The sequence below is a fragment of the Streptomyces sp. NPDC028711 genome, assembly GCF_055565415.1.
This window is the reverse complement of sequence record NZ_JBVHUJ010000003.1, coordinates 25,511-46,616: the sequence shown is the minus strand read 5'-3', so window position 1 is coordinate 46,616 and position 21,106 is coordinate 25,511. Positions and strand designations below refer to the sequence as shown.

Genomic DNA, 21,106 nt, shown 5'->3' with positions numbered 1-21,106 from the left:
GCCGATCGGCTCGGCCCGTGGCGATCTCCTCAGTCCGTGTCGATCGGCTCAGCCCTGCCGATCGGTCCCTCCCGTGCCGAACAGCTCAGCTCTTGCTGATCAGGTCCGCGGGGAAGGCGCCCGCGGCGGACACCGCGGCGGCGAAGCCGCGCGCCAGTCCGGTGAGCCGCTCGACCCCGGCCGCGCCGAGGTGCTCGTAGGGGGCGGTGTCCAGCCGGTCCGTGACCTCCTCGAGCTCTTCCCGCAGTCGGGCCCCGGTCTCCGTCAGCTCGCCCTCGGCATCGAGCAGGCCGCGGGCGCGCAGCCGCTCGGCCGCCGCCTCCCAGTCGGCACGCCGCCAGCCGCGGCTGCCGAGGAACCAGCGCGGGCTCATGGCCCTGCCGGTCGCCGTGTGCGACACGACCGCCTCGATCGGGTCGAGGCCGAGGGAGAGCAGGGCCGCGAGGTGCCCGTCGCCCCGGTGCTCGCGCAGCAGGGTCGCGGCGTGCCAGTAGGCGAGGTGCGGGGCTTCCGGCACCGGCAGGTCGGCGTTGGCGGAGTAGAGCGGCCTGGCGTGCCGCGTGCAGGCCTCGGCGGCGCGCAGGGCGAGTTCGGCGGCCTCGGCCATCTCGGGGGAGGCGATCGTCTCCTCGCCGAGCAGCCGGCGCAGGGTCGCGTCGGCGGTGCGCAGCCGGGCGTCGAGGACGGCCGCGGGCGAGGCGGTCTCCCAGACGGCGGGCAGATGCCGGGCGAGGAGCTCGTGGTTGTAGTTGTAGAAGGTCGCGGCGACGGTGCCGGCGCCGACCGCGCCGAGGACGGCGCTGCGCGCGGCGAGCCGCGCCGCCGTGCCGTCGGTGATGCCGAGGCCGCCGAACTCGCGGTCCAGGTCGGGCGAGAAGTAGAGCGTGGTGTGGATCGTGTTGACGGCGTTGTGGCAGCGGCGTCCGGCGCGCGGGGGGAGAGAGGTCGTCATGGACCGAACGTTACCGACTGGTCGGTACGACGGGAACAGCGGGCGGTGAGGCAGCTTCCCGATGGCAGAAAAGGTGGGTTCCCCGTCGTTGCGGACGCCCCCGGCGCCCCGAAGGATGGAGGCATGCCGCAGCGACCCGTCCTCGTCGTCCTCTTCGACGGCGTTCAGAGCCTCGACGTCACCGGCCCCTTCGAGGTGTTCGCCGGGGCGGGCCGCGCCGCCGGAGACCCGTCCGCGTACGCGCTCCGCACCGCCTCCCTGGACGGCGGGCCCGTCCGTACGCACAGCGGGCTGCGACTGCTCCCCGACACCACGCTCGCCGAGGCCGTCGCCGACGGCGGACCGCACACCCTCCTCGTCCCGGGCGGCGAGGGCACCCGGGCACCGGACCCCGCCCTGATCGACTGGCTCCGCAGCCACGCCCCGGGCGCCGGGCGGCTCGTCTCCGTCTGCACCGGCGCGCTGCTCCTCGCCGAGGCCGGGCTCCTCGACGGACACCGGGCGACGACCCACTGGCTCGCCTGCGACCACCTCGCCCGCTGCTACCCCGAGGTCGAGGTCGACCCGGACCCCATCTTCGTACGGGACGGGCGGCTCTCCACCTCCGCCGGGGTCACCGCGGGCATCGACCTGGCCCTTGCCCTGGTCGAGGAGGACCTCGGCCGGGACGTGGCCCTCACCGTCGCCCGCCACCTGGTCGTCTTTCTGCGCCGCCCGGGAAACCAGGCCCAGTTCAGCGCCCAGCTGTCGGCCCAGACCGCCCGCCGGGAGCCGCTGCGCGACCTCCAGCAGTGGATCACCGAACATCCCGAGGAGGACCTCTCCGTCGAGACGCTCGCCGCCCGCGCCCGGCTCTCGCCCCGCCACTTCGCCCGCGCCTTCCACGCGGAGACCGGCACCCCGCCCGGCCGGTACGTCGACCGGGTCCGGCTCGAACACGCCCGCCGGCTCCTTGAGGAGACCTCACGCGGTGTCGAGGAGGTCGCCCGCGCCTCGGGCTACGGGACGCCGGAGGCGATGCGCCGCGCCTTCACCAAGACCCTCGGCACCACACCCGCCGACTACCGCCGCCGTTTCCACGCACCCGTCCACCGGACCGACTGAACAGGCACGCGTCATCGAACCGACTGAACACGGGCCTGTCACCGAACCGACTGAACACGGGCCTGTCACCGAACCGACTGAACACGGGCCCGTCCACCGAACCGACCTGAAAGGAAACACCGTGCAGATCGCCGTCCTGCTCTACCAGGGCTTCACCACGCTCGACGCCGTCGGGCCGTACGAGCTCCTCGCCCGCCTCCCCGGCGCCGAGACCGTCTTCGTGGCCAAGGAGACCGGCCCCGTCCGCAACGACCAGCGCAGCCTCGCGCTCGTCGCCGACAGGACCCTCGCCGAGGTCCCGCGCCCGGACGTCGTCCTCGTCCCCGGCGGGCCCGACGCACGGCAGGCCATGAACGACCCGGAGATCCAGGCCTGGCTCCGTACCGCGGACGAGACCAGCACCTGGACCACCTCGGTCTGCACGGGCTCCCTGCTCCTGGCCGCCGCCGGTCTGCTGAGCGGCCGCCGCGCCACCACCCACTGGCTCGCCCACGAGGAGCTCCGGGCGCTGGGCGTCGAGCCCACCGGCGAGCGGGTCGTCTTCGACGGCAAGTACGTCACGGCCGCCGGGGTCTCCTCGGGCATCGACATGGCGCTGCACCTGATCGGCCGGATCGCCGGGGACGAGACCGCCCAGACGATCCAGCTCCTCACGGAGTACGACCCGCAGCCGCCGTACGACGCGGGCTCCCCCGAGAAGGCCCCGGCCGCGATCGTCGCGCACTGGCGAGGCACGCCCGTCGAGACGCTCGCCCGGGAGGGCTGAGACTCAGCGCCCGTACGTGAAGCGGGGCGCGCGGCGCTCGAGGAAGGCGGCGACACCCTCCGCGGTGTCGCCGCTGCCGCGCGCCTGCTCGGCCCAGTGGGCGTCCCGGTCCAGGCGCCCGTCCGCGAACTCCTTGGCGGCCGCCTGGGTCAGGAGCGAGCGGGAGGCAAGCACCCGGACGAACTCGGCCACCCGCTTGTCGAGCTCGCCCACCGGGTGGAGCTCGTCCACGAACCCGGTCCGCAGCGCCCGCTCGGCGTCGATCAGCTCGCCGGAGAACAGCAGGTACTTGGCGGTCGCTGGCCCCACGAGAGCGGCGAGCCTGCGGGTCGAGGAGGCCGGGTAGACGATGCCGAGCTTCGAGGGGGTGACGCCGAAGCGGGCGCCCTCCTCGGCGAACCGCAGATCGCAGGCGGCGGCGAGCTGGCTGCCGCCCCCGACGCAGAAGCCGCGGACGGCGGCGAGGGTCGGCCTGGGGAAGGCCGCCAGGGCGTCCTCGGCCCGTACCGCGAGGGTCTGCTGCTCGTCCCCCGGCTCCCGCAGCGCCGAGATGTCGGCCCCGGCGCAGAAGGTGTCGCCCTCGCCCGTCAGGACCAGGACCCGCACGGCGGGATCGGCGGCGAGCCGGTCGAGTACGCCGGGCAGGGCACGCCACATGCCGGCGCTCATCGCGTTGCGCTTGGCGGGGTTGGTGATGACGACGGTGGCGATCCCGTCCGTGACGCTGACCTTCAGCTGCGGCTCCATGGGCCGGATGCTATCCGCCGTACCCGAACGTACGATCAGGAAGGGGTCGCCCTGAGGAGGGACCGCATGGCCAAGGACACCCGTGAGACGCGTGAGGACCCGGACCCCGTCCAGGACATGGCGCGCGAGGGGAAGAAGCTCAGCCGCAGCTTCGGCTGGCTGGCCGCGCTCGGCATCCTGCTGGTGGTCGGCGGCGTCGTCGGTCTGGTCTACACGGGCGTCGCCACCCTCACCTCGATGCTCCTCTTCGGCTGGCTGCTGCTGATCGGCGGTGCCGTGGGCCTGCTCCAGGCGATCCAGTCGCGGGGCACCAGTTACTTCTGGCTCGCCGTGGTGGTGGCCGCCCTGAACATCGCCGCCGGTCTCGTGGTGATCCGTCACCCGGAGGGCTCGGCGGAGGCGCTGACGATGTTCGCGGCCCTGCTGTTCCTCACCGGTGGTGTCTTCCGGCTGGTCGGCAGTGTGGTGGTGCGGGGGCCGCAGTTCGGCTGGACCCTGCTCCAGGGAGCCTTCGGCCTGCTGCTCGGACTGCTCGTCCTCTTCGACTGGCCGGACAGCAGCCGGTACGTGCTCGGGGTCTTCTTCTCGCTCGCGCTGCTCTTCGACGGCCTCGGACTGATCGCGATCGGCGTGGGCGGGCGACGGATCGTCAGTATGGTGACCCCGACCCCGACCCCGCCCCCGGCCGCCACCTCGACCGTGGACCCGACCCCGGACTCGACCCCGGTTCACGGGCGGTCCCCGAAGTCATCAGAAAACGCGCCCGATCAGTCGAACAACTGACATCGGCATACTCAGCCGATCAGAAAGCAGCCGATAAGTGTCGACTTCTGGTCAGTAGGCCGGTCCGCCCTCGCGCATTGCCAAGACTCGATCCGTGGCGAGAATCGAGCACGAGGGTGGGAACCGTACCGTGGAGACCCGCGGAGGTGGCCCCGCCCGGCAACCGTCCTACGAAGGAGTCTGGCGCTTCACCGCTGCCGCGGTCGACGTCTCCGTCCCGCAGGCCCGGCACGCCGTACGCGACCTTCTGGTCCGCCAGGGCGTCCCGCTCCATGAGGAGATCATGGACGGCCTGCTGCTGATCGTCTCCGAGCTGGTCACCAACGCCGTGCGGCACGCCGCGCTGCTGTCGCCGGAGATAGCGGTGGAGGTGGCCATCGGCCCCGAGTGGATCCGGGTGTCCGTCGAGGACAACCACCCGTACCGCCCCAAGGCTCTCGAGGCGGACTACGGGCAGACGGGCGGCCGCGGGCTGCTCCTCGTCCGCGAGATCGCCCAGGAGGCCGGCGGCGCCTGCGACGTCGAGCACACGGCGGGCGGCGGCAAGATCATCTGGGCGGCACTGCCCCTGGCCCCGATGGCACCGGGGCCGGAGGCAGTGATCCATCAGCCGGTCGTCACCAGCCCCCGGACGGACCCGTCAGCTCCCTGATGGCCGGACGCGCCGCGTCGAGGACCGTCATGAACCAGGCGGAGAAGGGCGCGGCGCCGTGGCGCTCGGCCAGCTCGGCGGCGGTCACGAAGGCGGTGTCCTCGATCTCCTCCGGGTCCGGCCGGGGGTCGGCCTGCACCAGACCGACGAAGAGGTGGTTGAACTCCTGCTCCACCAGGCCCGAGGCCGGGTCGGGGTGGTTGTAGCGGACGGTGCCCGCCTGCGCGAGCAGCGTGGGCGAGACGCCCAGCTCCTCGAAGGTCCGCCGGGCGGCCGCCGTGAACGGCGCCTCGCCCGGGTAGGGGTGGCCGCAGCAGGTGTTCGACCAGACGCCGGGGGAGTGGTACTTGCCGAGCGCGCGGCGCTGGAGCAGCAGCCGGCCCGACTCGTCGAAGAGGAAGACGGAGAAGGCGCGGTGCAGCAGCCCGGGCGCCTGGTGGGCGGCGAGCTTCTCGGCCGTGCCGATGGTCGTCCCGTCCTCGTCGACCAGTTCGAGCATGATCGGCGCCGGGGCTCCGGACGGCTGGACACCGTTCGACACGATCTCCGGCGAGATCTGAGCCGCGGTGGCTGGTGTGGTCGGCATACCCATCCTTCGCTTCGGTCCTCGGCCCGGTGGGGCCACCTCAGTCTGCCGTACAAAACCGGCTTGTCCGTACTTCGGCGGCCGGACGTGGCCGCTCCCGCCGCACCGGACTACCACCGGTGCGGCGGGAGCGGAGGGACGCCACGAGGAGGCTAGACCCCGAAAGCCGCCGGATAGACGATCGTGCCCGCCGGAACGGCTGCGGAGTCGTCGAGCACGAGCACCATCATCGCCTCGTCGGGGACCTCGAAACCTGGCCTGATTCCATACTCAGACGCACGTACGAACCCGAACCTCGGGTAGTACTCCGGATGGCCCAGGACGAGCACGAACGGCTCGCCCCGCAGCCGGGCCGCGTCGAGCACCGCGCGGACGACGGCCTGCCCGGCCCCCGTCCGCTGGTGTTCCGGAGCGACCGAGACCGGGGCGAGCGCCGCCGCAGGCGCGTCGCCGACCCGGCAGCGGGTGACCAGGGCGTGCGCCGCGACCGAGCCGTCGGGGGCCTCGGCCACGTACGACAGGCCGGGGAGCCAGGCGGCGGGGTCCCGCCGGAGCGCGTCGACCAGATCGGCCTCCGCGTCCGAACCGAAGGCCTCCGCCACGACCCGCCGGACGGCCGGGGCGTCCGCCGCCGTCTCCCGGCGGGTGGGCCACCGGGGATCGGCGGGCCGCAGGACGAATCCGGCGTACCCGTAGTCGGAGCCGTGGTCCCGGCGCAGGGTGATCTCGGCGCGGGCACCGGCCACCGCCTCCGCCATGCCGGGCACGGTGGTGTCCGCGGCCTCGGCGTGCGCGGCCAGCGGACCGTAGTACTCGTCCCAGTCGCTCTCCGGCTGGGTGAGGGTCCCGAGGACCCGGTAGCCGGCCCCGACTGCCGCCGCCGCGTTGCCGGTGACGGTACGAAGGGGGTAGTGCTCGTCCCAGAAGGCGCGGGCCACCGGGCCCGGCTCCCCGGTCGTCCAGACGCACTCGGTCAGCGCCAGCGTGCCGCCCGGTGCCAGGAGCCTGCGCCACTCGGCGAGCGCCCGGTCGAAACCGAGGATGAACACCGAGCTCTCGGCCCAGACGAGGTCGAAGGAGCCGTCGGGAAACGGCAGTGCGCCCATGTCGGCGCGGAGGGTGTGGAGGGAGCCGTCGAGTCCGCGGGCGGCGGCGGACCGCCGCAGTTCCGCGAGGAACGGCTCATGGGTGTCGACGGCGGTCACCTCGGCGCCCACCTCGGCGGCGAGGAGCAGCGCGGAGCGGCCGGGGCCGCAGCCCAGATCGAGCACGCGGGGACGCTCCGGAAGCTCCCCCACGAGCGTGAGGAGCCGTCGGGTGGTGGTGTCGGAGCCGGGGCCCTGCCGCGGAAGACCGTGGTGCAGGGCGAAGAAGGAGTCGTACAGAGCGTTGTCGGACAACGTGGGAAACCCTTGGTGAGAGGGCCCCGGCCGACGACGTGACGGACCGGTGGGAAGACCGGGATCAGGTCAGCCGGAGACCCGGAGGCTGAGGGACGACCGGGCGCTGCCGCTGCGGGCAGCCTCCATCGCGACGGTCATCAACCTCAGCTCCTCTCTCCATACGTGCGTACGAGGAGATTAACAGCCTGCCGGGGTCAGAGACAGAGCCTCGCCTCGTGCTCCGCGTGCCCCTCGGGCTCCAGCTGGAAGGTGCAGTGCTCCACGTCGAAGTGCGACCCGAGGCACCCCTGCAGGGAGTGCAGCATCTTCTCGTGGCCGACCGAGTCCAGCGCGCCCGGGTCCACGACCACGTGCGCCGAGAGCACGGGCATCCCCGACGTGATCGTCCAGGCGTGCAGGTCGTGCACGTCCTCGACGCCCGGCAGGGCCAGGATGTGCGCCCGCACCTCCGCCATGTCGACACCCTTGGGAGCCGCCTCCAGGAGTACGTCGAGGGTCTCGCGCAGCAGCTTGACCGTACGGGGGACGATCATCAGGCCGATCACGATCGAGGCGATCGGGTCGGCGTACTGCCACCCCGTCGCCAGGATGATGCCGGCGGCGACGATCACGGTGACCGACCCCAGGGCGTCCGCGAGCACCTCCAGGTAGGCCCCGCGTACGTTGAGGCTGTCCTTCTGGCCCCGCATGAGGAGCGAGAGCGAGATCACGTTGGCGACCAGACCGATCGCCGCGAACGTGATCGCGAGGCCGCCCTTGGTCTCGGCCGGCTCGACGAACCGCTGGACCGCCTCGTACAGCACGTAGCCGCCGACGCCGAGCAGCAGCAGACAGTTGGCGAGCGCCGCCAGGATCTCGGCGCGGGCGAACCCGAAGGTGCGGTTCCCGGAGGGCGGCCGGTTGGCGAAGTGGATCGCGAGCAGCGCCATCGCGAGGCCGACCGCGTCGGTCGCCATGTGCGCCGCGTCGGCGATCAGGGCGAGCGAGTCGGCCAGCACACCGCCGATGATCTCGATCACCATCACGGAGAGCGTGATGCCGAGTGCTATCCGCAGCCGGTTCTTGTACGCGGCCCCGGCGGTGCCGGTCGGCGGCGGTCCGCCGTGGCTGTGCCCGTGGTCGTGTCCAGCCCCCATGGAATGGCCTCCAGATCATGTGGTCGCAGGTGCCCCGAGTCGCAAGTGAACTACGGGTGGGGGGTATGTGCAACACGGTACTGAACACCGTTGTCATATGCTCTGACCTGCGGTGATGCATAAACGACCGGCCATGGCGAGAAGTCGCCCCGGCCCGTCGCCGGGGCCGGCTCCGGCCGTGGTTTGTGAGGCGTGTCGCTGATCGCCCATGATGATCACCCCGGGGCGGGGCGCACCCACGAGGACACCGGTGGGCCCGGGGGAGTCCTGCCCGCGAAGCCTCGGTGAACTCACGCTTCTGTTCATCCGATAGCCTCAGCCGACGTGTCGCCGCCCCGTGCCGGGCCGCACCGCCGCGCCCGGGGCCGCCATGGCCCCGCCGGCCCCTCCGTCAGCTCCAAGGAGTGAGTTCGTCTGTCGACCGCCATCCTCACCGGCCCGCCGGCACCCGGATCCTCGCTCGACGGAGATCTGCGGGCGCTCGGCTTCGACGTCAAGGCCGCGTCGGACGCCGACGAGGCCGGAGCCCTGCTGGCAGCCGTCCCGGCGGGTGAGCGCGTCGCGCTCGTCGACCCCCGGTTCGTCGGCCACCTGCACGCCCTGCGCCTCACCCTCACGGACCCCCGGTTCCCGGCCGCGGCCGCCCCCGGCGCCCTCGCCGCACAGCACGAGGCCCGCCCCGCGCTCACCCGCGCGCTCACCCGCGCGCTCAAGGCCGCCACCGCCACCGACGACCTCCCCGGCACCCTCGCCGACGCCCTCGGCGCCGACGGCGTCGCCGTGCACCGGCCCCAGCTCGGAACGCTCGTCGCCACCGTGCCCGCCGACCCGGAGGCCCGCCACGAGGCCCGCGCCGCCGTCGAGGCCGTCGACGAGGAGGCCGTACGCCTCCGCTCGGCCGTCAAGGCCCACGACGGCTTCTTCACCACCTTCTTCATCAGCCCGTACTCGCGCTACATCGCCCGCTGGTGCGCGCGCCGCGGTCTCACCCCCAACCAGGTGACCACCGCCTCCCTGCTCACCGCCCTGATCGCGGCCGGCTGCGCGGCGACCGGCGAGCGCGGCGGCTACATCGCCGCCGGCGTCCTGCTCCTCGTCTCCTTCGTCCTGGACTGCACGGACGGGCAGCTCGCCCGCTACGCGCTGAAGTACTCGACGATGGGCGCCTGGCTCGACGCCACCTTCGACCGCGCCAAGGAGTACGCCTTCTACGCGGGCCTAGCCCTCGGCGCCGCCCGCAACGGCGACGACGTGTGGGCGCTCGCGCTCGGCGCGATGATCCTCATGACCTGCCGGCACGTCGTGGACTTCTCGTTCAACGAGGCCAACGCCGAGAGCACGGGCGCCACCGCCAAGACCAGCCTCGCCGTCTCCAGTCGGCTCGACAGCCTCGGCTGGACCGTCTGGGCCCGCCGCATGATCATTCTGCCGATCGGCGAGCGCTGGGCCATGATCGCCGTCCTCACGGCCGTCACCAGCCCCCGGATCGTCTTCTGGGCACTGATCATCGGCTGCGCCTTCGGCGCCTGCTACACCACGGCGGGCCGCGTCCTGCGCTCCCTGACCCGCAAGGCGAAGCGCACGGACCGGGCCGCCCAGGCCCTGGCGGACCTCGCGGACTCGGGGCCGCTCGCAGGGGTCGTCGCCCGCTCCCTCGCCCGTACCCGTCTGCTCGGCCCCGGCGTCGTCCTCGCCGCGATCGCGACCGGCGCGCTGCTCACCACCGTCCTGGCCCGCCCCTTCGGCGACCGGCAGACCGTCGTCATCGCGGTCCTGTACGTGGTGCTCGCCGGCGCGGCCGTCGCCCGCCCCCTCAAGGGCGCCCTCGACTGGCTCGTCCCCCCGCTCTTCCGCGCCGCCGAGTACACCACCGTCCTCGTGCTCGCCGCCCGCTCCGACTCCCCGCAGGCACTCCCCGCGGCGTTCGGGCTTGTCGCGGCGGTCGCCTACCATCACTACGACACGGTGTACCGCATCCGCGGCGGCACCGGCGCGCCGCCCGCGTGGCTGGTGCGCGTCACCGGCGGACACGAGGGGCGCACGCTCCTGGTGGCCGTCCTCGCCGCCCTGCTGGCGGACCGCGGCGACGACTTCACCCTGGCACTGACCGCCCTGGCGGCAGCCGTCGCCCTCGTGGTGCTCGTGGAGTCCCTCCGCTTCTGGGTCTCCGCCGGAGCACCCGCCGTTCACGACGAAGGAGAAACAGCATGATCGGTCTCGTACTGGCAGCCGGTGCCGGACGGCGTCTGCGCCCCTACACCGACACCCTTCCGAAGGCCCTCGTGCCTGTCGACGGCGAGACCACGATTCTCGACGGGACGCTGAAGAACTTCGCCGAGATCGGCCTCACCGAGGTCGCGATCGTCGTCGGCTACCGCAAGGAGGCCGTCTACGACCGCAAGGAGGCCCTTGAGGCGAAGTACGGCCTCACCATCACCCTCGTCGACAACGACAAGGCCGAGGAGTGGAACAACGCCTACTCCCTGTGGTGCGCCCGTGACGTCCTCAAGCGCGGTGTGATCCTCGCCAACGGCGACACCGTCCACCCGGTCTCCGTCGAGGAGACCCTGCTCGCCGCCCGCGGCAACGGCCAGAAGATCATCCTCGCGCTCGACACGGTGAAGAGCCTCGCCGACGAGGAGATGAAGGTCATCACCGCCGAGGGCAAGGGTGTGCAGCGCATCACCAAGCTGATGGACCCGGCCACCGCCACCGGCGAGTACATCGGTGTCACCCTCATCGAGGCCGAGGCCGCCGAGGAGCTCGCCGACGCCCTCAAGGCCACCTTCGAGCGCGACCCCGACCTCTACTACGAGGACGGCTACCAGGAGCTGGTCAACCGCGGCTTCACCGTCGACGTGGCCCCCATCGGCGACGTCAAGTGGGTCGAGATCGACAACCACGACGACCTCGCGAAGGGCCGTGAGATCGCGTGCCAGTACTGACTCGGCTGATCCCCTCGCCGGTCGTCGTCGACATCCGCAGGGGAGCGCTGGACGACCTGTCCGCGCTCCTCGCGGACCAGCGGATCTCCAGCAACGGCAAGATCGCCGTCGCCATCAGCGGAGGCTCGGGCCTCAAGCTGCGTGACCAGTTCGCCGCCGAGCTCCCGGGCGCCGACTGGTACCCGGTCTCGGGCGGCACGATCGACGAGGCCGTGAAGCTCGCCGACGCCATGCGCGGCAAGCGGTACGACGCCGTGGTCGCCCTCGGCGGCGGCAAGATCATCGACGTGACCAAGTACGCGGCGGCCCGGGTCGGGCTGCCGCTCGTGGCCATCGCCACCAACCTGTCGCACGACGGGATCTGCTCCCCGATCTCGACCCTGGACAACGACAACGGCCGCGGCTCCTACGGCGTGCCCACCCCGATCGCCCTCGTCATCGACCTGGACGTGATCAGGGAGGCGCCGGTCCGCTTCGTCCGCTCCGGCATCGGCGACGCGATCTCCAACCTCTCCGCCATCGCGGACTGGGAGCTCTCCCACGAGATCACCGGGGAGCCCGTCGACGGCCTCGCGGCCGCCATGGCCCGCAGCGCCGGAGAGGCGGTGCTCCGCCACCCCGGCGGCGTCGGAGACGACGACTTCCTCGTCTCGCTCTCCGAGGGCCTGGTGATGTCCGGCATCGCCATGTCGATCAGCGGGGACAGCCGCCCCTCCTCGGGCGCCTGCCACGAGATCAGCCACGCCTTCGACCTGCTCTTCCCGACCCGCGCCGCCAGCCACGGCGAGCAGTGCGGGCTCGGAGCGGCCTTCGCCATGCACCTGCGCGGCGCCCGCGAGGGCTCCGCTCAGATGGTCGAGACCCTGCGCCGGCACGGGCTGCCCGTCCTCCCCGAGGAGATGGGCTTCACCGTGGACGAGTTCGTGCAGGCGGTGTCCTTCGCCCCGCAGACCCGGCCGGGCCGTTTCACCATCCTCGAACACCTCGACCTGTCCGACGACGAGATCAGGGACGCGTACGCCGACTATGCAAAAGCCATCGGTAGCTGAGCTCCGACCGGTCGTCCACCCGCCGGGTGTGAAGGACCGGCGGAGCGGTGAGCACTGGGGCGGCCGCCTGTACATGCGGGAGATCTCCCTCAGGATCACCCGCAGGCTCGTCGGCACCAAGGTCACGCCGAACCAGCTCACGTACGTCATGACCCTCGCGGGCGTCCTCGCGGCCCCGGCGCTGCTCGTGCCGGGAATCCCGGGGGCGCTGCTCGGCGCGCTCATGGTCCAGCTCTATCTGCTGCTCGACTGCGTCGACGGCGAGGTGGCCCGCTGGAAGAAGCAGTTCTCGCTCGGCGGGGTGTACCTGGACCGGGTCGGCGCCTATCTGTGCGACGCGGCCGTGCTCGTCGGCTTCGGTCTGCGCGCCGCCGACCTGTGGGGCCCGGGCCGGATCGACTGGCTGTGGGCCTTCCTGGGCACGCTCGCCGCCCTCGGCGCCATCCTGATCAAGGCCGAGACCGACCTCGTCGGCGTCGCCCGCCACCAGGGCGGTCTGCCGCCCGTCAAGGAGGCGGCCTCCGAGCCGCGCTCCTCCGGCATGGCGCTCGCCCGCAGGGCCGCCGCGGCGCTCAAGTTCCACCGGCTCGTCCTCGGTATCGAGGCCTCCCTGCTGATCGTGGTCCTCGCGATCGCTGACCAGGTCCGCGGCGACCTGTTCTTCAGCCGCATCGGTGTCGCCGTCCTCGCCGGCATCGCGCTGCTCCAGACCGTGCTGCACCTGGTCTCGATCATGGTCTCCAGCAGGCTGAAGTGAGGCCGGCCGCGAGCACGCCGCTCAGGGTGGGAGCCGTCGTCATCACGATGGGCAACCGCCCCGACGACCTGCGCGCGCTGATCGACTCGGTCGCCGAGCAGGAGGGCGACCGGGTCGAGGTCGTCGTCGTCGGGCAGGGCACCCCGGTCACCGGGGTGCCCGACTGGGTGCGGACCGTCGAGCTGCCGGAGAACGTCGGCATCCCCGCCGGCCGGAACGCCGGCATCGAGGCCTTCGGCCCCGGCGGCACCGACGTCGACGTCCTGCTGTTCCTCGACGACGACGGGAAGCTCGCCCACAAGGACACCGCGGAACTGGTCCGGCAGGCCTTCACCGCCGATCCGCGGCTCGGCATCATCAGCTTCCGGATCGCCGACCCGGAGACCGGGGCCACCCAGCGCCGGCACGTGCCGCGGCTGCGCGCGGCCGACCCGATGCGCTCCTCGCGGGTGACCACCTTCCTCGGCGGGGCCAACGCGGTGCGCACCAAGGTCTTCGCCGAAGTGGGCGGTCTGCCGGGCGAGTTCTTCTACGCGCACGAGGAGACCGACCTCGCCTGGCGCGCGCTCGACGCCGACTGGATGATCGACTACCGTTCCGACATGGTGCTGTTGCACCCCACCACAGCCCCGTCCCGGCACGCCTCGTACCACTTCAACGTGGCCCGCAACCGAGTGTGGCTGGCACGTCGCAATCTGCCCGCGCCCCTGGTGCCGGTCTATCTCGGCGTCTGGCTCCTGCTCACGCTGGCCCGGCGGCCCTCGCTCCCCGCGCTGAAGGCGTGGTGCGGCGGTTTCCGCCAGGGCTGGACGACCCCCTGCGGACCGCGCCGCCCCATGAGGTGGCGTACGGTGTGGCGGCTGACCCGGCTGGGTCGCCCCCCGGTCGTCTGACATCGTGGTACCGACGTGCCGCGCATCTTGAACACGAAAGTTTCGACTGTGAGTGACACACACCAGGGCGGGGCGGTCGCGACGAGCGCGCCTCCGTCCGTCGACGAGGGCCTGGCTCCGGCCGAGCTGGCCGCGAAGTACGGCCTCTCCGTCAGCGGCGCCCGGCCCGGGCTGTTCGAGTACGTCCGCGAGCTGTGGAGCCGCCGCCACTTCATCCTGGCCTTCTCCTCCGCCAAGCTGACCGCCCAGTACAGCCAGGCCAAGCTGGGTCAGGTGTGGCAGGTGGCGACCCCGCTGCTCAACGCCCTGGTCTACTACCTGATCTTCGGGCTGATCCTGGGCGCGGGACAGGGGATGACCAAGGAGGTCTATATCCCCTTCCTGGTCACCGGCATCTTCGTGTTCACCTTCACCCAGAGCTCGGTCATGGCCGGCGTCCGGGCGATCTCGGGGAACCTCGGTCTCGTCAGGGCCCTGCACTTCCCGCGGGCCAGCCTGCCGATCTCGTTCTCGCTCCAGCAGCTCCAGCAGCTGCTGTTCTCGATGATCGTCCTCGTGGCGATCGTCCTCTCGTTCGGCAGCTACCCCTCCCTCCGGTGGCTGCTGGTGATCCCCGCGCTGTTCCTGCACTTCGTGTTCAACGTGGGCCTCGCCATGATCGTGGCCAGGATGGGCTCCAAGACGCCCGACCTCGCCCAGCTGATGCCGTTCATCATGCGGACCTGGATGTACGCCTCCGGCGTGATGTTCTCGATCCCGGTGATGCTCGCCGACAAGCCGGCCTGGATCGCCGACATCCTCATGTACAACCCGGCGGCGGTCTACATGGACCTGATCCGCTTCGCCCTGATCGACGGCTACAGCTCCGACAACCTGCCGAACCACGTCTGGATGACCGCCCTCGCCTGGGCGCTCGTCGTCGGCATCGGCGGCTTCGTCTACTTCTGGAAGGCCGAGGAGAGGTACGGCCGTGGCTGACACGAACGAGGGCAACGTCCCCACCGTCATCTGCGACGACGTCCACATCGTCTACCGGGTCAACACCGGCGGCGGGGGCAAGGGCAGCGCCACGGCGGCGCTCAGCCGGATCGTCGGCCGCGGCAAGGCCGAGGTCACCCGGGGCGTCCGCAAGGTCCACGCGGTCCGCGGTGTCACCTTCACCGCCTACCGGGGCGAGGCCATCGGCCTCATCGGCTCCAACGGCTCCGGCAAGTCGACGCTGCTGCGCGCCATCGCCGGTCTGCTGCCCACCGAGACCGGCAAGGTCTACACCGACGGGCAGCCCTCGCTCCTGGGCGTCAACGCGGCCCTCATGAACGACCTCACGGGTGAGCGCAACGTGATCCTGGGCGGCCTCGCCATGGGCATGAGCCGCGAGGAGGTCCGCGAGCGGTACGAGGGGATCGTCGACTTCTCCGGCATCAACGAGAAGGGCGACTTCATCAGCCTGCCCATGCGCACGTACTCCTCCGGCATGGGCGCCCGGCTCCGCTTCGCCATCGCGGCGGCCAAGAACCACGACGTCCTCCTCATCGACGAGGCGCTCGCGACCGGTGACCGCAAGTTCCAGATCCGCTCCGAGGAGCGCATCCGCGAGCTCCGCAAGGAGGCCGGCACGGTCTTCCTGGTGAGCCACAGCAACAAGTCCATCCGGGACACCTGCGACCGGGTGCTCTGGCTGGAGAAGGGTCAGCTCCTGATGGACGGCCCCACGGACGAGGTCCTCAAGGCCTACGAGCGGGAGACCGCCCGCTGACCTCGCGCCCCGAACGGCCCCCACCCTTCCGGTGGGGGCCGTTCCGTTTTCCGCGCGTCCTGCCGCCACCTGGAATGTTCATGCGGTAAACATCGGGCAGGATGAGTCCATGGCAGCGATCTCGGGGGGAAAGACCTACCACCACGGCGATCTGCGTAACGCGCTGATCTGCGCGGCCGTCGGCCTCGCCACCGAGGGCGGCCCCGAGCGGGTCGTCCTGCGCGAGGCGGCCCGCCGGGTCGGCGTCTCGCCCACCGCCGCCTACCGGCACTTCGACGGACGCGGCGAACTCCTCCGCGCCGTCAGGGCCCACGCCCGCCGGGAGCTCGCCGCGTCCATGGAGCGGGCCGCCGCGCGCGAGCCGGGCGCCGACGACTCCGCGCTCGCGGCCGAGCGCCGGGTCGCCGCCCTCTGCCGGGGGTACGTCGGCTTCGCCGTCGAGCAGCCCGGCCTCTACCGGGCCGCGTTCTGCGTCCCCCGCCCCGCCGATGCGGCCGAACCGGCACCGGAGCGACAGCCCGCCGAGCCCGAGGTCCCCGCGTTCACCCTGCTCAGGGAGGCGCTCGAAGCGCTCGCCCGGTGCGGCGCCGCCCGGCTCGGCGCGCGCCCCGCCACCGGAGCCGCCGCGTGGTCCGCCGTGCACGGACTGTCACTCCTCCTGGTCGACGGGCCTCTTCGCCGCCTCTCCGCACAGGGCAGGAACGTCGTCGTCGAGGCGACCCTCGCCATGGTGGTCTCCGGCGCGCGCGCCGTCTGAGTCGCATCCCGGACCGAACTCCCTTGCGGGACAGGCGGGTTGGCGACACGTACGGGTGACCTTGTCCGTGCCCGCCATCCCGGAATGGCGACGGCCGTCGTACAACGTAAGCTGGACCGGTCTGTTTCGCGGCAAGTAGGGCGATACTCCACGACCATCGGGCCCCCGGGCGGCGGCTCTACGGGCAGGGGTCGGCGGCGTGTCCGAAATAGGATGGATTGGATCGGCAGTGTAGAACGGGAGACGTGACGGCCATGACGCAGAATCTCCAGCTCCACGAGGGTGTCGCCGTCCCTCCGTCGGGCAGCGACCTGTGACGGACACCGGGCGGGCGCGCCCCGACGCCTCCTCACGCGCCACACTCGGCAAGGCCGCGGACGAGAACTTCCCCGTGGCCCCCTTCTTCCTGCCCCGGGCCTGGCGCGACGACCTCATGGCCGTCTACGGCTTCGCCCGGCTCGTCGACGACATCGGCGACGGCGACCTCGCCCCCGGTGGCGCCGACGCCCGCCACCTCGGGCTCGACCCCGAGACCGCCGAGGACCGTCTCGCCCTCCTCGACGCCTTCGAGGCCGACCTCCGCCGCGTCTTCGACGGCACCCCCCGGCACTCCCTCCTTCGGGCCCTCCAGCCGACCGTACGGCGCTGTCGGCTGACCCCCGGCCCTTTCCTCGGCCTGATCGCGGCCAACCGCCAGGACCAGCTGGTCAGCCGCTACGAGACGTACGACGACCTCCTCGCGTACTGCGAACTCTCCGCCAACCCCGTCGGCCGGCTCGTCCTCGCGATCACCGGCACCGACACCCCCGAGCGGATCAGGCGCTCCGACGAGATCTGCACCGCCCTCCAGATCGTCGAGCACCTCCAGGACGTCGCCGAGGACCTCGGCCGCGACCGGATCTATCTGCCCGCCGAGGACCTCAAGCGGTTCCGCGTCACCGAGGCCGACCTCGCGCACCCCACCGCGGGCGCCTCCACGCGCGCCCTGATCGCCTTCGAGGTGGAGCGGGCCCGCGAGCTGCTCCACGCGGGCCTGCCGCTCGTCGGCAGCGTCCACGGCCGGCTCCGCCTCCTCCTCGCGGGCTTCACCGCCGGAGGACTCGCGGCGCTCGACGCGATCACCGACGCCGGATACGACGTACTGGCCGGAGCACCGAAATCCACCAAGCCGAGCCTGATGCGCCAGGTGGGAGCGGTACTGCTCCGGGCGCGGAGAGAGGGGTGAGCGCGACCGTGGAGGCACAGCCCCAGCCGTCCGCACCGGTACAGGCCGCCTACAGCTACTGCGAGGCGGTCACCGGACAGCAGGCACGCAACTTCGCCTACGGGATCCGGCTGCTGCCGACCGAGAAGCGCCAGGCCATGTCCGCGCTCTACGCCTTCTCCCGGCGCGTCGACGACATCGGCGACGGCACGCTCGCGCCCGGCGTCAAGCGGGAACGCCTGGAGGCCACCCGCGCCCTGCTCGACCGCGTCCGCGCCGGCGAGGTCGACGAGGACGACACCGACCCCGTGGCCGTCGCCCTCGCCGACTCGGCCCGCCGCTTCCCGATCCCGCTCGGCGGCCTCGACGAACTCATCGACGGCGTCCTCATGGACGTGCACGGCGCGACCTTCGAGACCTGGGACGACCTCAAGGTCTACTGCCGCTGCGTCGCCGGGGCGATCGGCCGGCTCTCCCTCGGCGTCTTCGGTACGCAGCCCGGCGCCCGGGGCGCCGAGCGCGCGCCCGAGTACGCCGACACCCTGGGCCTCGCGCTCCAACTCACCAACATCCTCAGGGACGTACGCGAGGACGCGGGCAACGGGCGGACCTACCTCCCCGCCGACGACCTCGCCAAGTTCGGCTGCGGCGACGGCTTCCGCGGCTCCACCCCGCCCGTCGGCGCCGACTTCGAAGGGCTCGTCCACTTCGAAGTGCGGCGCGCCCGCGCCCTGTTCGCCGAGGGCTACCGGCTGCTTCCCATGCTCGACCGGCGCAGCGGCGCCTGCGTCGCCGCCATGGCCGGCATCTACCGCCGCCTCCTCGACCGGATCGAACGCGACCCCGGGGCCGTGCTCCGCGGCCGGGTCTCGCTGCCGGGCCACGAGAAGGCGTACGTCGCGGTGCGCGGCCTCTCCGGCCTCGACACCCGTCACATCGCCCGCCGCGCCGTCAGGGGGCGTGCCTGATGCGCCCCCGCGCCACCGCCCACCGGGCAACCCAGGGCGCCGTCCCGGCGTCCCTGCCCGCGACGACCCGAACGGAGGCCGTGTGACCCACGACGGAACCGAGCAGCACGCCCGGCAGCCCCACGCCGTCGTCGTCGGCGGCGGGCTCGCCGGGATCACCACCGCGCTCCAGCTCGCCGGCGCCGGAGTCGGCGTCACCCTCCTCGAAGGCCGGCCCCGGCTCGGCGGGCTCGCCTTCTCCTTCCGCCGCGGCGACCTCACCGTCGACAACGGCCAGCACGTCTATCTGCGCTGCTGCACCGCGTACCGCTGGTTCCTCGACCGGATCGACGGAGCCCGGCTCGCCCCCCTCCAGGACCGCCTCGACGTCCCCGTCCTCGACGTCGGCCATCCGCGGGGACCCCGGCTCGGCCGGATCCGCCGCGACAACCTCCCCGTGCCGCTGCACCTCGCGCGCAGCCTCGCCACGTACCCCCACCTCTCCCTCGCCGAGCGTGCCTCCGTCGGCCGGGCCGCGCTCGCCCTGAAGAAGCTCGACCCCGCCGACCCCGCGCTCGACGGCATCGACTTCGCCACCTGGCTCGGCCGGCACGGACAGACCCCCCGGGCCATCGAGGCCCTCTGGGACCTGGTCGGCATCCCCACCCTCAACGCCCCCGCCCCCGAGGCCTCCATGGGGCTCGCCGCGATGGTCTTCAAGACCGGGCTGCTCTCCGAGCCCGGCGCGGCCGACATCGGCTGGGCCCACGTCCCGCTCGGCGAACTCCACGACACGCGCGCCGCGAAGGAGCTCGACGCCCTCGGCGTCCGCACGCTGCTCCGTACCAAGGCCGAGCGGATCTCCCGTACCGGCGAAGGACGCTGGGCCGTCGACGTACCCGGCGAGACGATCACGGCCGACGCCGTCGTCCTCGCCGTACCGCAGCAGGAGACCCACGGCCTGCTGCCCGAGGGCGCCCTCGACGACGCCGACCGGCTCCTCGACATCACGGTCGCCCCCATCCTCAACCTGCACGTCGTCTACGACCGCAAGGTGCTGAGGCGGCCGTTCTTCACCACGCTCGGCTCCCCGGTGCAGTGGGTCTTCGACCGCACCGAATCCTCCGGGCTACTGAGGGGCGGGCCCGAAGGGCCCTCGGACAAGGGTGGTGGTGGGCGACGGGTGGGCGGCCAGTACCTCGCCGTCTCCCAGTCCGCCGCCCAGGACGAGATCGACGAACCCGTCGCCGCCCTGCGCGCGAAGTACCTCCCCGAGCTGGAGCGGCTGCTGCCCGCAGCGCGCGGCGCCGGGATCCGCGACTTCTTCGTCACCAGGGAGCGGACGGCCACGTTCGCCCCCACCCCGGGCGTCGGCCGGCTCCGCCCCGGCGCCCGCACCCAGGCCCCGGGGCTCTACCTGGCCGGCGCCTGGACCGCCACCGGCTGGCCCGCGACCATGGAGGGTGCCGTCCGCAGCGGATTCAGCGCGGCGGGTGCCGCGCTCTCCGCCCTCGGCCGCCGCCATGACCATCCGCTGCAGGAGGCGGCATGAGTGTGAGTACCGGAACAAGAGGAGAGACCGTGCCGACTGCGCCGCCGGGTAATCCGGCCGTCGACACCGCGGACGTGTCCGCACTGCTTGAGCGGGGGCGGACCCTGTCCACCCCCGTAATGCGGGCGGCCGTCGACCGCCTCGCGCCGCCCATGGACACCGTGGCCGCCTACCACTTCGGCTGGATCGACGCCGAGGGCAATCCCGCGGACGGCGACGGCGGCAAGGCCGTCCGCCCCGCGCTCGCCCTGCTGTCGGCCGAGGCCGCGGGCGCCGCGCCCGAGGTCGGCATCCCCGGCGCCGTCGCCGTGGAGCTCGTCCACAACTTCTCGCTGCTGCACGACGACCTGATGGACGGGGACGAGCAGCGCCGCCACCGCGACACCGTGTGGAAGGTGCACGGACCCGCCCAGGCCATCCTCGTCGGCGACGCCCTGTTCGCCCTCGCCAACGAGCTGCTCCTGGAACTCGGCACCGTCGAGGCGGGCCGGGCGACCCGCCGGCTCACCACGGCCTCCCGCAAGCTCATCGACGGGCAGGCCCAGGACATCTCGTACGAGCACCGCGAGCGGGTCACCGTCGAGGAGTGCCTGGAGATGGAGGGCAACAAGACGGGCGCCCTGCTCGCCTGCGCCGTCTCCATCGGCGCCGTCCTCGGCGGGGCCGACGACCGCACCGCCGACAAGCTGGAGGAGTACGGCTACCACCTCGGCCTCGCCTTCCAGGCCGTGGACGACCTGCTCGGCATCTGGGGCGACCCGGAGGCCACCGGCAAGCAGACCTGGAGCGACCTGCGCCAGCGCAAGAAGTCCCTCCCGGTCGTCGCCGCGCTCGCCGCCGGCGGACCGGCCTCCGAGCGGCTCGGCGAACTCCTCGCCGCGGACGCCAAGTCCCATGACTTCGACACCTTCTCCGAGGAGGAGTTCGCCATCAGGGCGGCCCTCATCGAAGAGGCCGGAGGACGCGAGTGGACCTCCCAGGAGGCCCGCCGCCAGCACACCGTCGCGATCGAGGCCCTGCACGAGGTGGACATGCCCGCCCGTGTCCGGGCGCAGCTCACCGCGCTCGCCGACTTCGTGGTCGTACGGAAGAGATGATCACCATCACCCTGATATGA

General features: G+C 72.4%; 21 protein-coding genes. 16 read left to right on the top strand and 5 right to left on the bottom strand.

The genetic code is table 11. The features are described from left to right. Nucleotides 1-85: 85 nt before the first annotated feature. On the bottom strand, nucleotides 86-952 hold the full coding sequence (locus ACZ4VK_RS11355) for an SCO6745 family protein (RefSeq protein ID WP_468350931.1): 867 nt from the start codon (nucleotides 950-952) through the stop codon (nucleotides 86-88). A gap of 123 nt (nucleotides 953-1,075) precedes the next feature. Here ACZ4VK_RS11355 and ACZ4VK_RS11350 point away from each other — a divergent pair, with 123 nt between their 5' ends. Together ACZ4VK_RS11350 and ACZ4VK_RS11345 are read left to right on the top strand one after the other, a co-directional pair. Continuing rightward, entirely contained in the window at nucleotides 1,076-2,056 is a 981-nt protein-coding gene (locus tag ACZ4VK_RS11350; protein WP_468350929.1) for a GlxA family transcriptional regulator, read from the top strand. A gap of 121 nt (nucleotides 2,057-2,177) precedes the next feature. Beyond that, entirely contained in the window at nucleotides 2,178-2,822 is a 645-nt protein-coding gene (locus ACZ4VK_RS11345; RefSeq protein ID WP_468350927.1) for a DJ-1/PfpI family protein, read from the top strand. A 3-nt stretch (nucleotides 2,823-2,825) separates the two neighbouring features. Here ACZ4VK_RS11345 and ACZ4VK_RS11340 read toward each other — a convergent pair whose 3' ends face one another. Continuing rightward, a complete protein-coding gene (locus ACZ4VK_RS11340) occupies nucleotides 2,826-3,569 on the bottom strand; it encodes an enoyl-CoA hydratase/isomerase family protein (RefSeq protein WP_468350925.1) in 744 nt (247 codons plus the stop codon). A gap of 66 nt (nucleotides 3,570-3,635) precedes the next feature. Between ACZ4VK_RS11340 and ACZ4VK_RS11335 the strand changes: the two genes are divergently transcribed. Beyond that, a complete protein-coding gene (locus ACZ4VK_RS11335) occupies nucleotides 3,636-4,352 on the top strand; it encodes an HdeD family acid-resistance protein (RefSeq protein WP_468350923.1) in 717 nt (238 codons plus the stop codon). Nucleotides 4,353-4,446: 94 nt separating this feature from the next. Then, nucleotides 4,447-5,004: an ATP-binding protein gene (locus ACZ4VK_RS11330; RefSeq protein ID WP_468350921.1), complete on the top strand. Its 558-nt coding sequence runs from the start codon at nucleotides 4,447-4,449 to the stop codon at nucleotides 5,002-5,004. Here ACZ4VK_RS11330 and idi read toward each other — a convergent pair. The 3 genes from idi to ACZ4VK_RS11315 form a co-directional block, all read right to left on the bottom strand. Further along, nucleotides 4,970-5,590: an isopentenyl-diphosphate Delta-isomerase gene (gene idi, locus ACZ4VK_RS11325; protein WP_468350919.1), complete on the bottom strand. Its 621-nt coding sequence runs from the start codon at nucleotides 5,588-5,590 to the stop codon at nucleotides 4,970-4,972. The genes ACZ4VK_RS11330 and idi overlap by 35 nt on opposite strands. 152 nt (nucleotides 5,591-5,742) lie before the next feature. After that, the gene (locus tag ACZ4VK_RS11320) at nucleotides 5,743-6,990 is read right to left on the bottom strand and encodes a bifunctional class I SAM-dependent methyltransferase/N-acetyltransferase (protein ID WP_468350917.1); all 1,248 of its coding nucleotides are present in this window, start codon (nucleotides 6,988-6,990) and stop codon (nucleotides 5,743-5,745) included. Between the two features lie 197 nt (nucleotides 6,991-7,187). Then, nucleotides 7,188-8,129: a cation diffusion facilitator family transporter gene (locus ACZ4VK_RS11315; protein WP_468350915.1), complete on the bottom strand. Its 942-nt coding sequence runs from the start codon at nucleotides 8,127-8,129 to the stop codon at nucleotides 7,188-7,190. 414 nt (nucleotides 8,130-8,543) lie between these two features. Between ACZ4VK_RS11315 and ACZ4VK_RS11310 the strand changes: the two genes are divergently transcribed. The 12 genes from ACZ4VK_RS11310 to ACZ4VK_RS11255 all read left to right on the top strand — a co-directional run bounded on the left by ACZ4VK_RS11310 (nucleotide 8,544) and on the right by ACZ4VK_RS11255 (nucleotide 21,086). Beyond that, entirely contained in the window at nucleotides 8,544-10,340 is a 1,797-nt protein-coding gene (locus ACZ4VK_RS11310) for a DUF5941 domain-containing protein (protein WP_468352001.1), read from the top strand. After that, nucleotides 10,337-11,074 carry a phosphocholine cytidylyltransferase family protein gene (locus tag ACZ4VK_RS11305; RefSeq protein ID WP_468350913.1) on the top strand — a complete coding sequence of 246 codons (738 nt, stop codon included), beginning with the start codon at nucleotides 10,337-10,339 and terminating at the stop codon, nucleotides 11,072-11,074. The genes ACZ4VK_RS11310 and ACZ4VK_RS11305 overlap by 4 nt, the downstream gene beginning before the upstream one ends. After that, on the top strand, nucleotides 11,062-12,123 hold the full coding sequence (locus ACZ4VK_RS11300; RefSeq protein ID WP_389679833.1) for an iron-containing alcohol dehydrogenase family protein: 1,062 nt from the start codon (nucleotides 11,062-11,064) through the stop codon (nucleotides 12,121-12,123). Before ACZ4VK_RS11305 ends, ACZ4VK_RS11300 begins: the two co-directional genes overlap by 13 nt. Further along, the gene (locus ACZ4VK_RS11295) at nucleotides 12,101-12,880 is read left to right on the top strand and encodes a CDP-alcohol phosphatidyltransferase family protein (RefSeq protein ID WP_468350911.1); all 780 of its coding nucleotides are present in this window, start codon (nucleotides 12,101-12,103) and stop codon (nucleotides 12,878-12,880) included. Before ACZ4VK_RS11300 ends, ACZ4VK_RS11295 begins: the two co-directional genes overlap by 23 nt. A gap of 47 nt (nucleotides 12,881-12,927) precedes the next feature. Continuing rightward, on the top strand, nucleotides 12,928-13,773 hold the full coding sequence (locus tag ACZ4VK_RS11290) for a glycosyltransferase family 2 protein (RefSeq protein WP_468351999.1): 846 nt from the start codon (nucleotides 12,928-12,930) through the stop codon (nucleotides 13,771-13,773). Between the two features lie 48 nt (nucleotides 13,774-13,821). After that, complete coding sequence (locus ACZ4VK_RS11285; protein WP_468350909.1) at nucleotides 13,822-14,751, top strand: ABC transporter permease; 930 nt, start codon at nucleotides 13,822-13,824, stop codon at nucleotides 14,749-14,751. Continuing rightward, nucleotides 14,744-15,529 (top strand): ABC transporter ATP-binding protein, encoded by a 786-nt coding sequence (locus ACZ4VK_RS11280; protein ID WP_468350908.1) that lies wholly within the window; start codon nucleotides 14,744-14,746, stop codon nucleotides 15,527-15,529. The genes ACZ4VK_RS11285 and ACZ4VK_RS11280 overlap by 8 nt, the downstream gene beginning before the upstream one ends. Nucleotides 15,530-15,638: 109 nt before the next feature. Beyond that, nucleotides 15,639-16,286: a TetR/AcrR family transcriptional regulator gene (locus ACZ4VK_RS11275; RefSeq protein ID WP_468350907.1), complete on the top strand. Its 648-nt coding sequence runs from the start codon at nucleotides 15,639-15,641 to the stop codon at nucleotides 16,284-16,286. A 313-nt stretch (nucleotides 16,287-16,599) separates the two neighbouring features. Next, nucleotides 16,600-17,511 (top strand): squalene synthase HpnC, encoded by a 912-nt coding sequence (gene hpnC, locus ACZ4VK_RS11270; protein ID WP_468350905.1) that lies wholly within the window; start codon nucleotides 16,600-16,602, stop codon nucleotides 17,509-17,511. Next, nucleotides 17,508-18,458, top strand: coding sequence for a presqualene diphosphate synthase HpnD (gene hpnD / locus ACZ4VK_RS11265; protein WP_468350903.1), 951 nt, complete (start codon nucleotides 17,508-17,510; stop codon nucleotides 18,456-18,458). The genes hpnC and hpnD overlap by 4 nt, the downstream gene beginning before the upstream one ends. A gap of 82 nt (nucleotides 18,459-18,540) precedes the next feature. Continuing rightward, nucleotides 18,541-19,989, top strand: coding sequence for a hydroxysqualene dehydroxylase HpnE (hpnE, locus tag ACZ4VK_RS11260; RefSeq protein WP_468350901.1), 1,449 nt, complete (start codon nucleotides 18,541-18,543; stop codon nucleotides 19,987-19,989). Next, a complete protein-coding gene (locus tag ACZ4VK_RS11255; protein ID WP_468350899.1) occupies nucleotides 19,986-21,086 on the top strand; it encodes a polyprenyl synthetase family protein in 1,101 nt (366 codons plus the stop codon). The genes hpnE and ACZ4VK_RS11255 overlap by 4 nt, the downstream gene beginning before the upstream one ends. The last annotated feature ends 20 nt before the right edge of the window (nucleotides 21,087-21,106 follow it).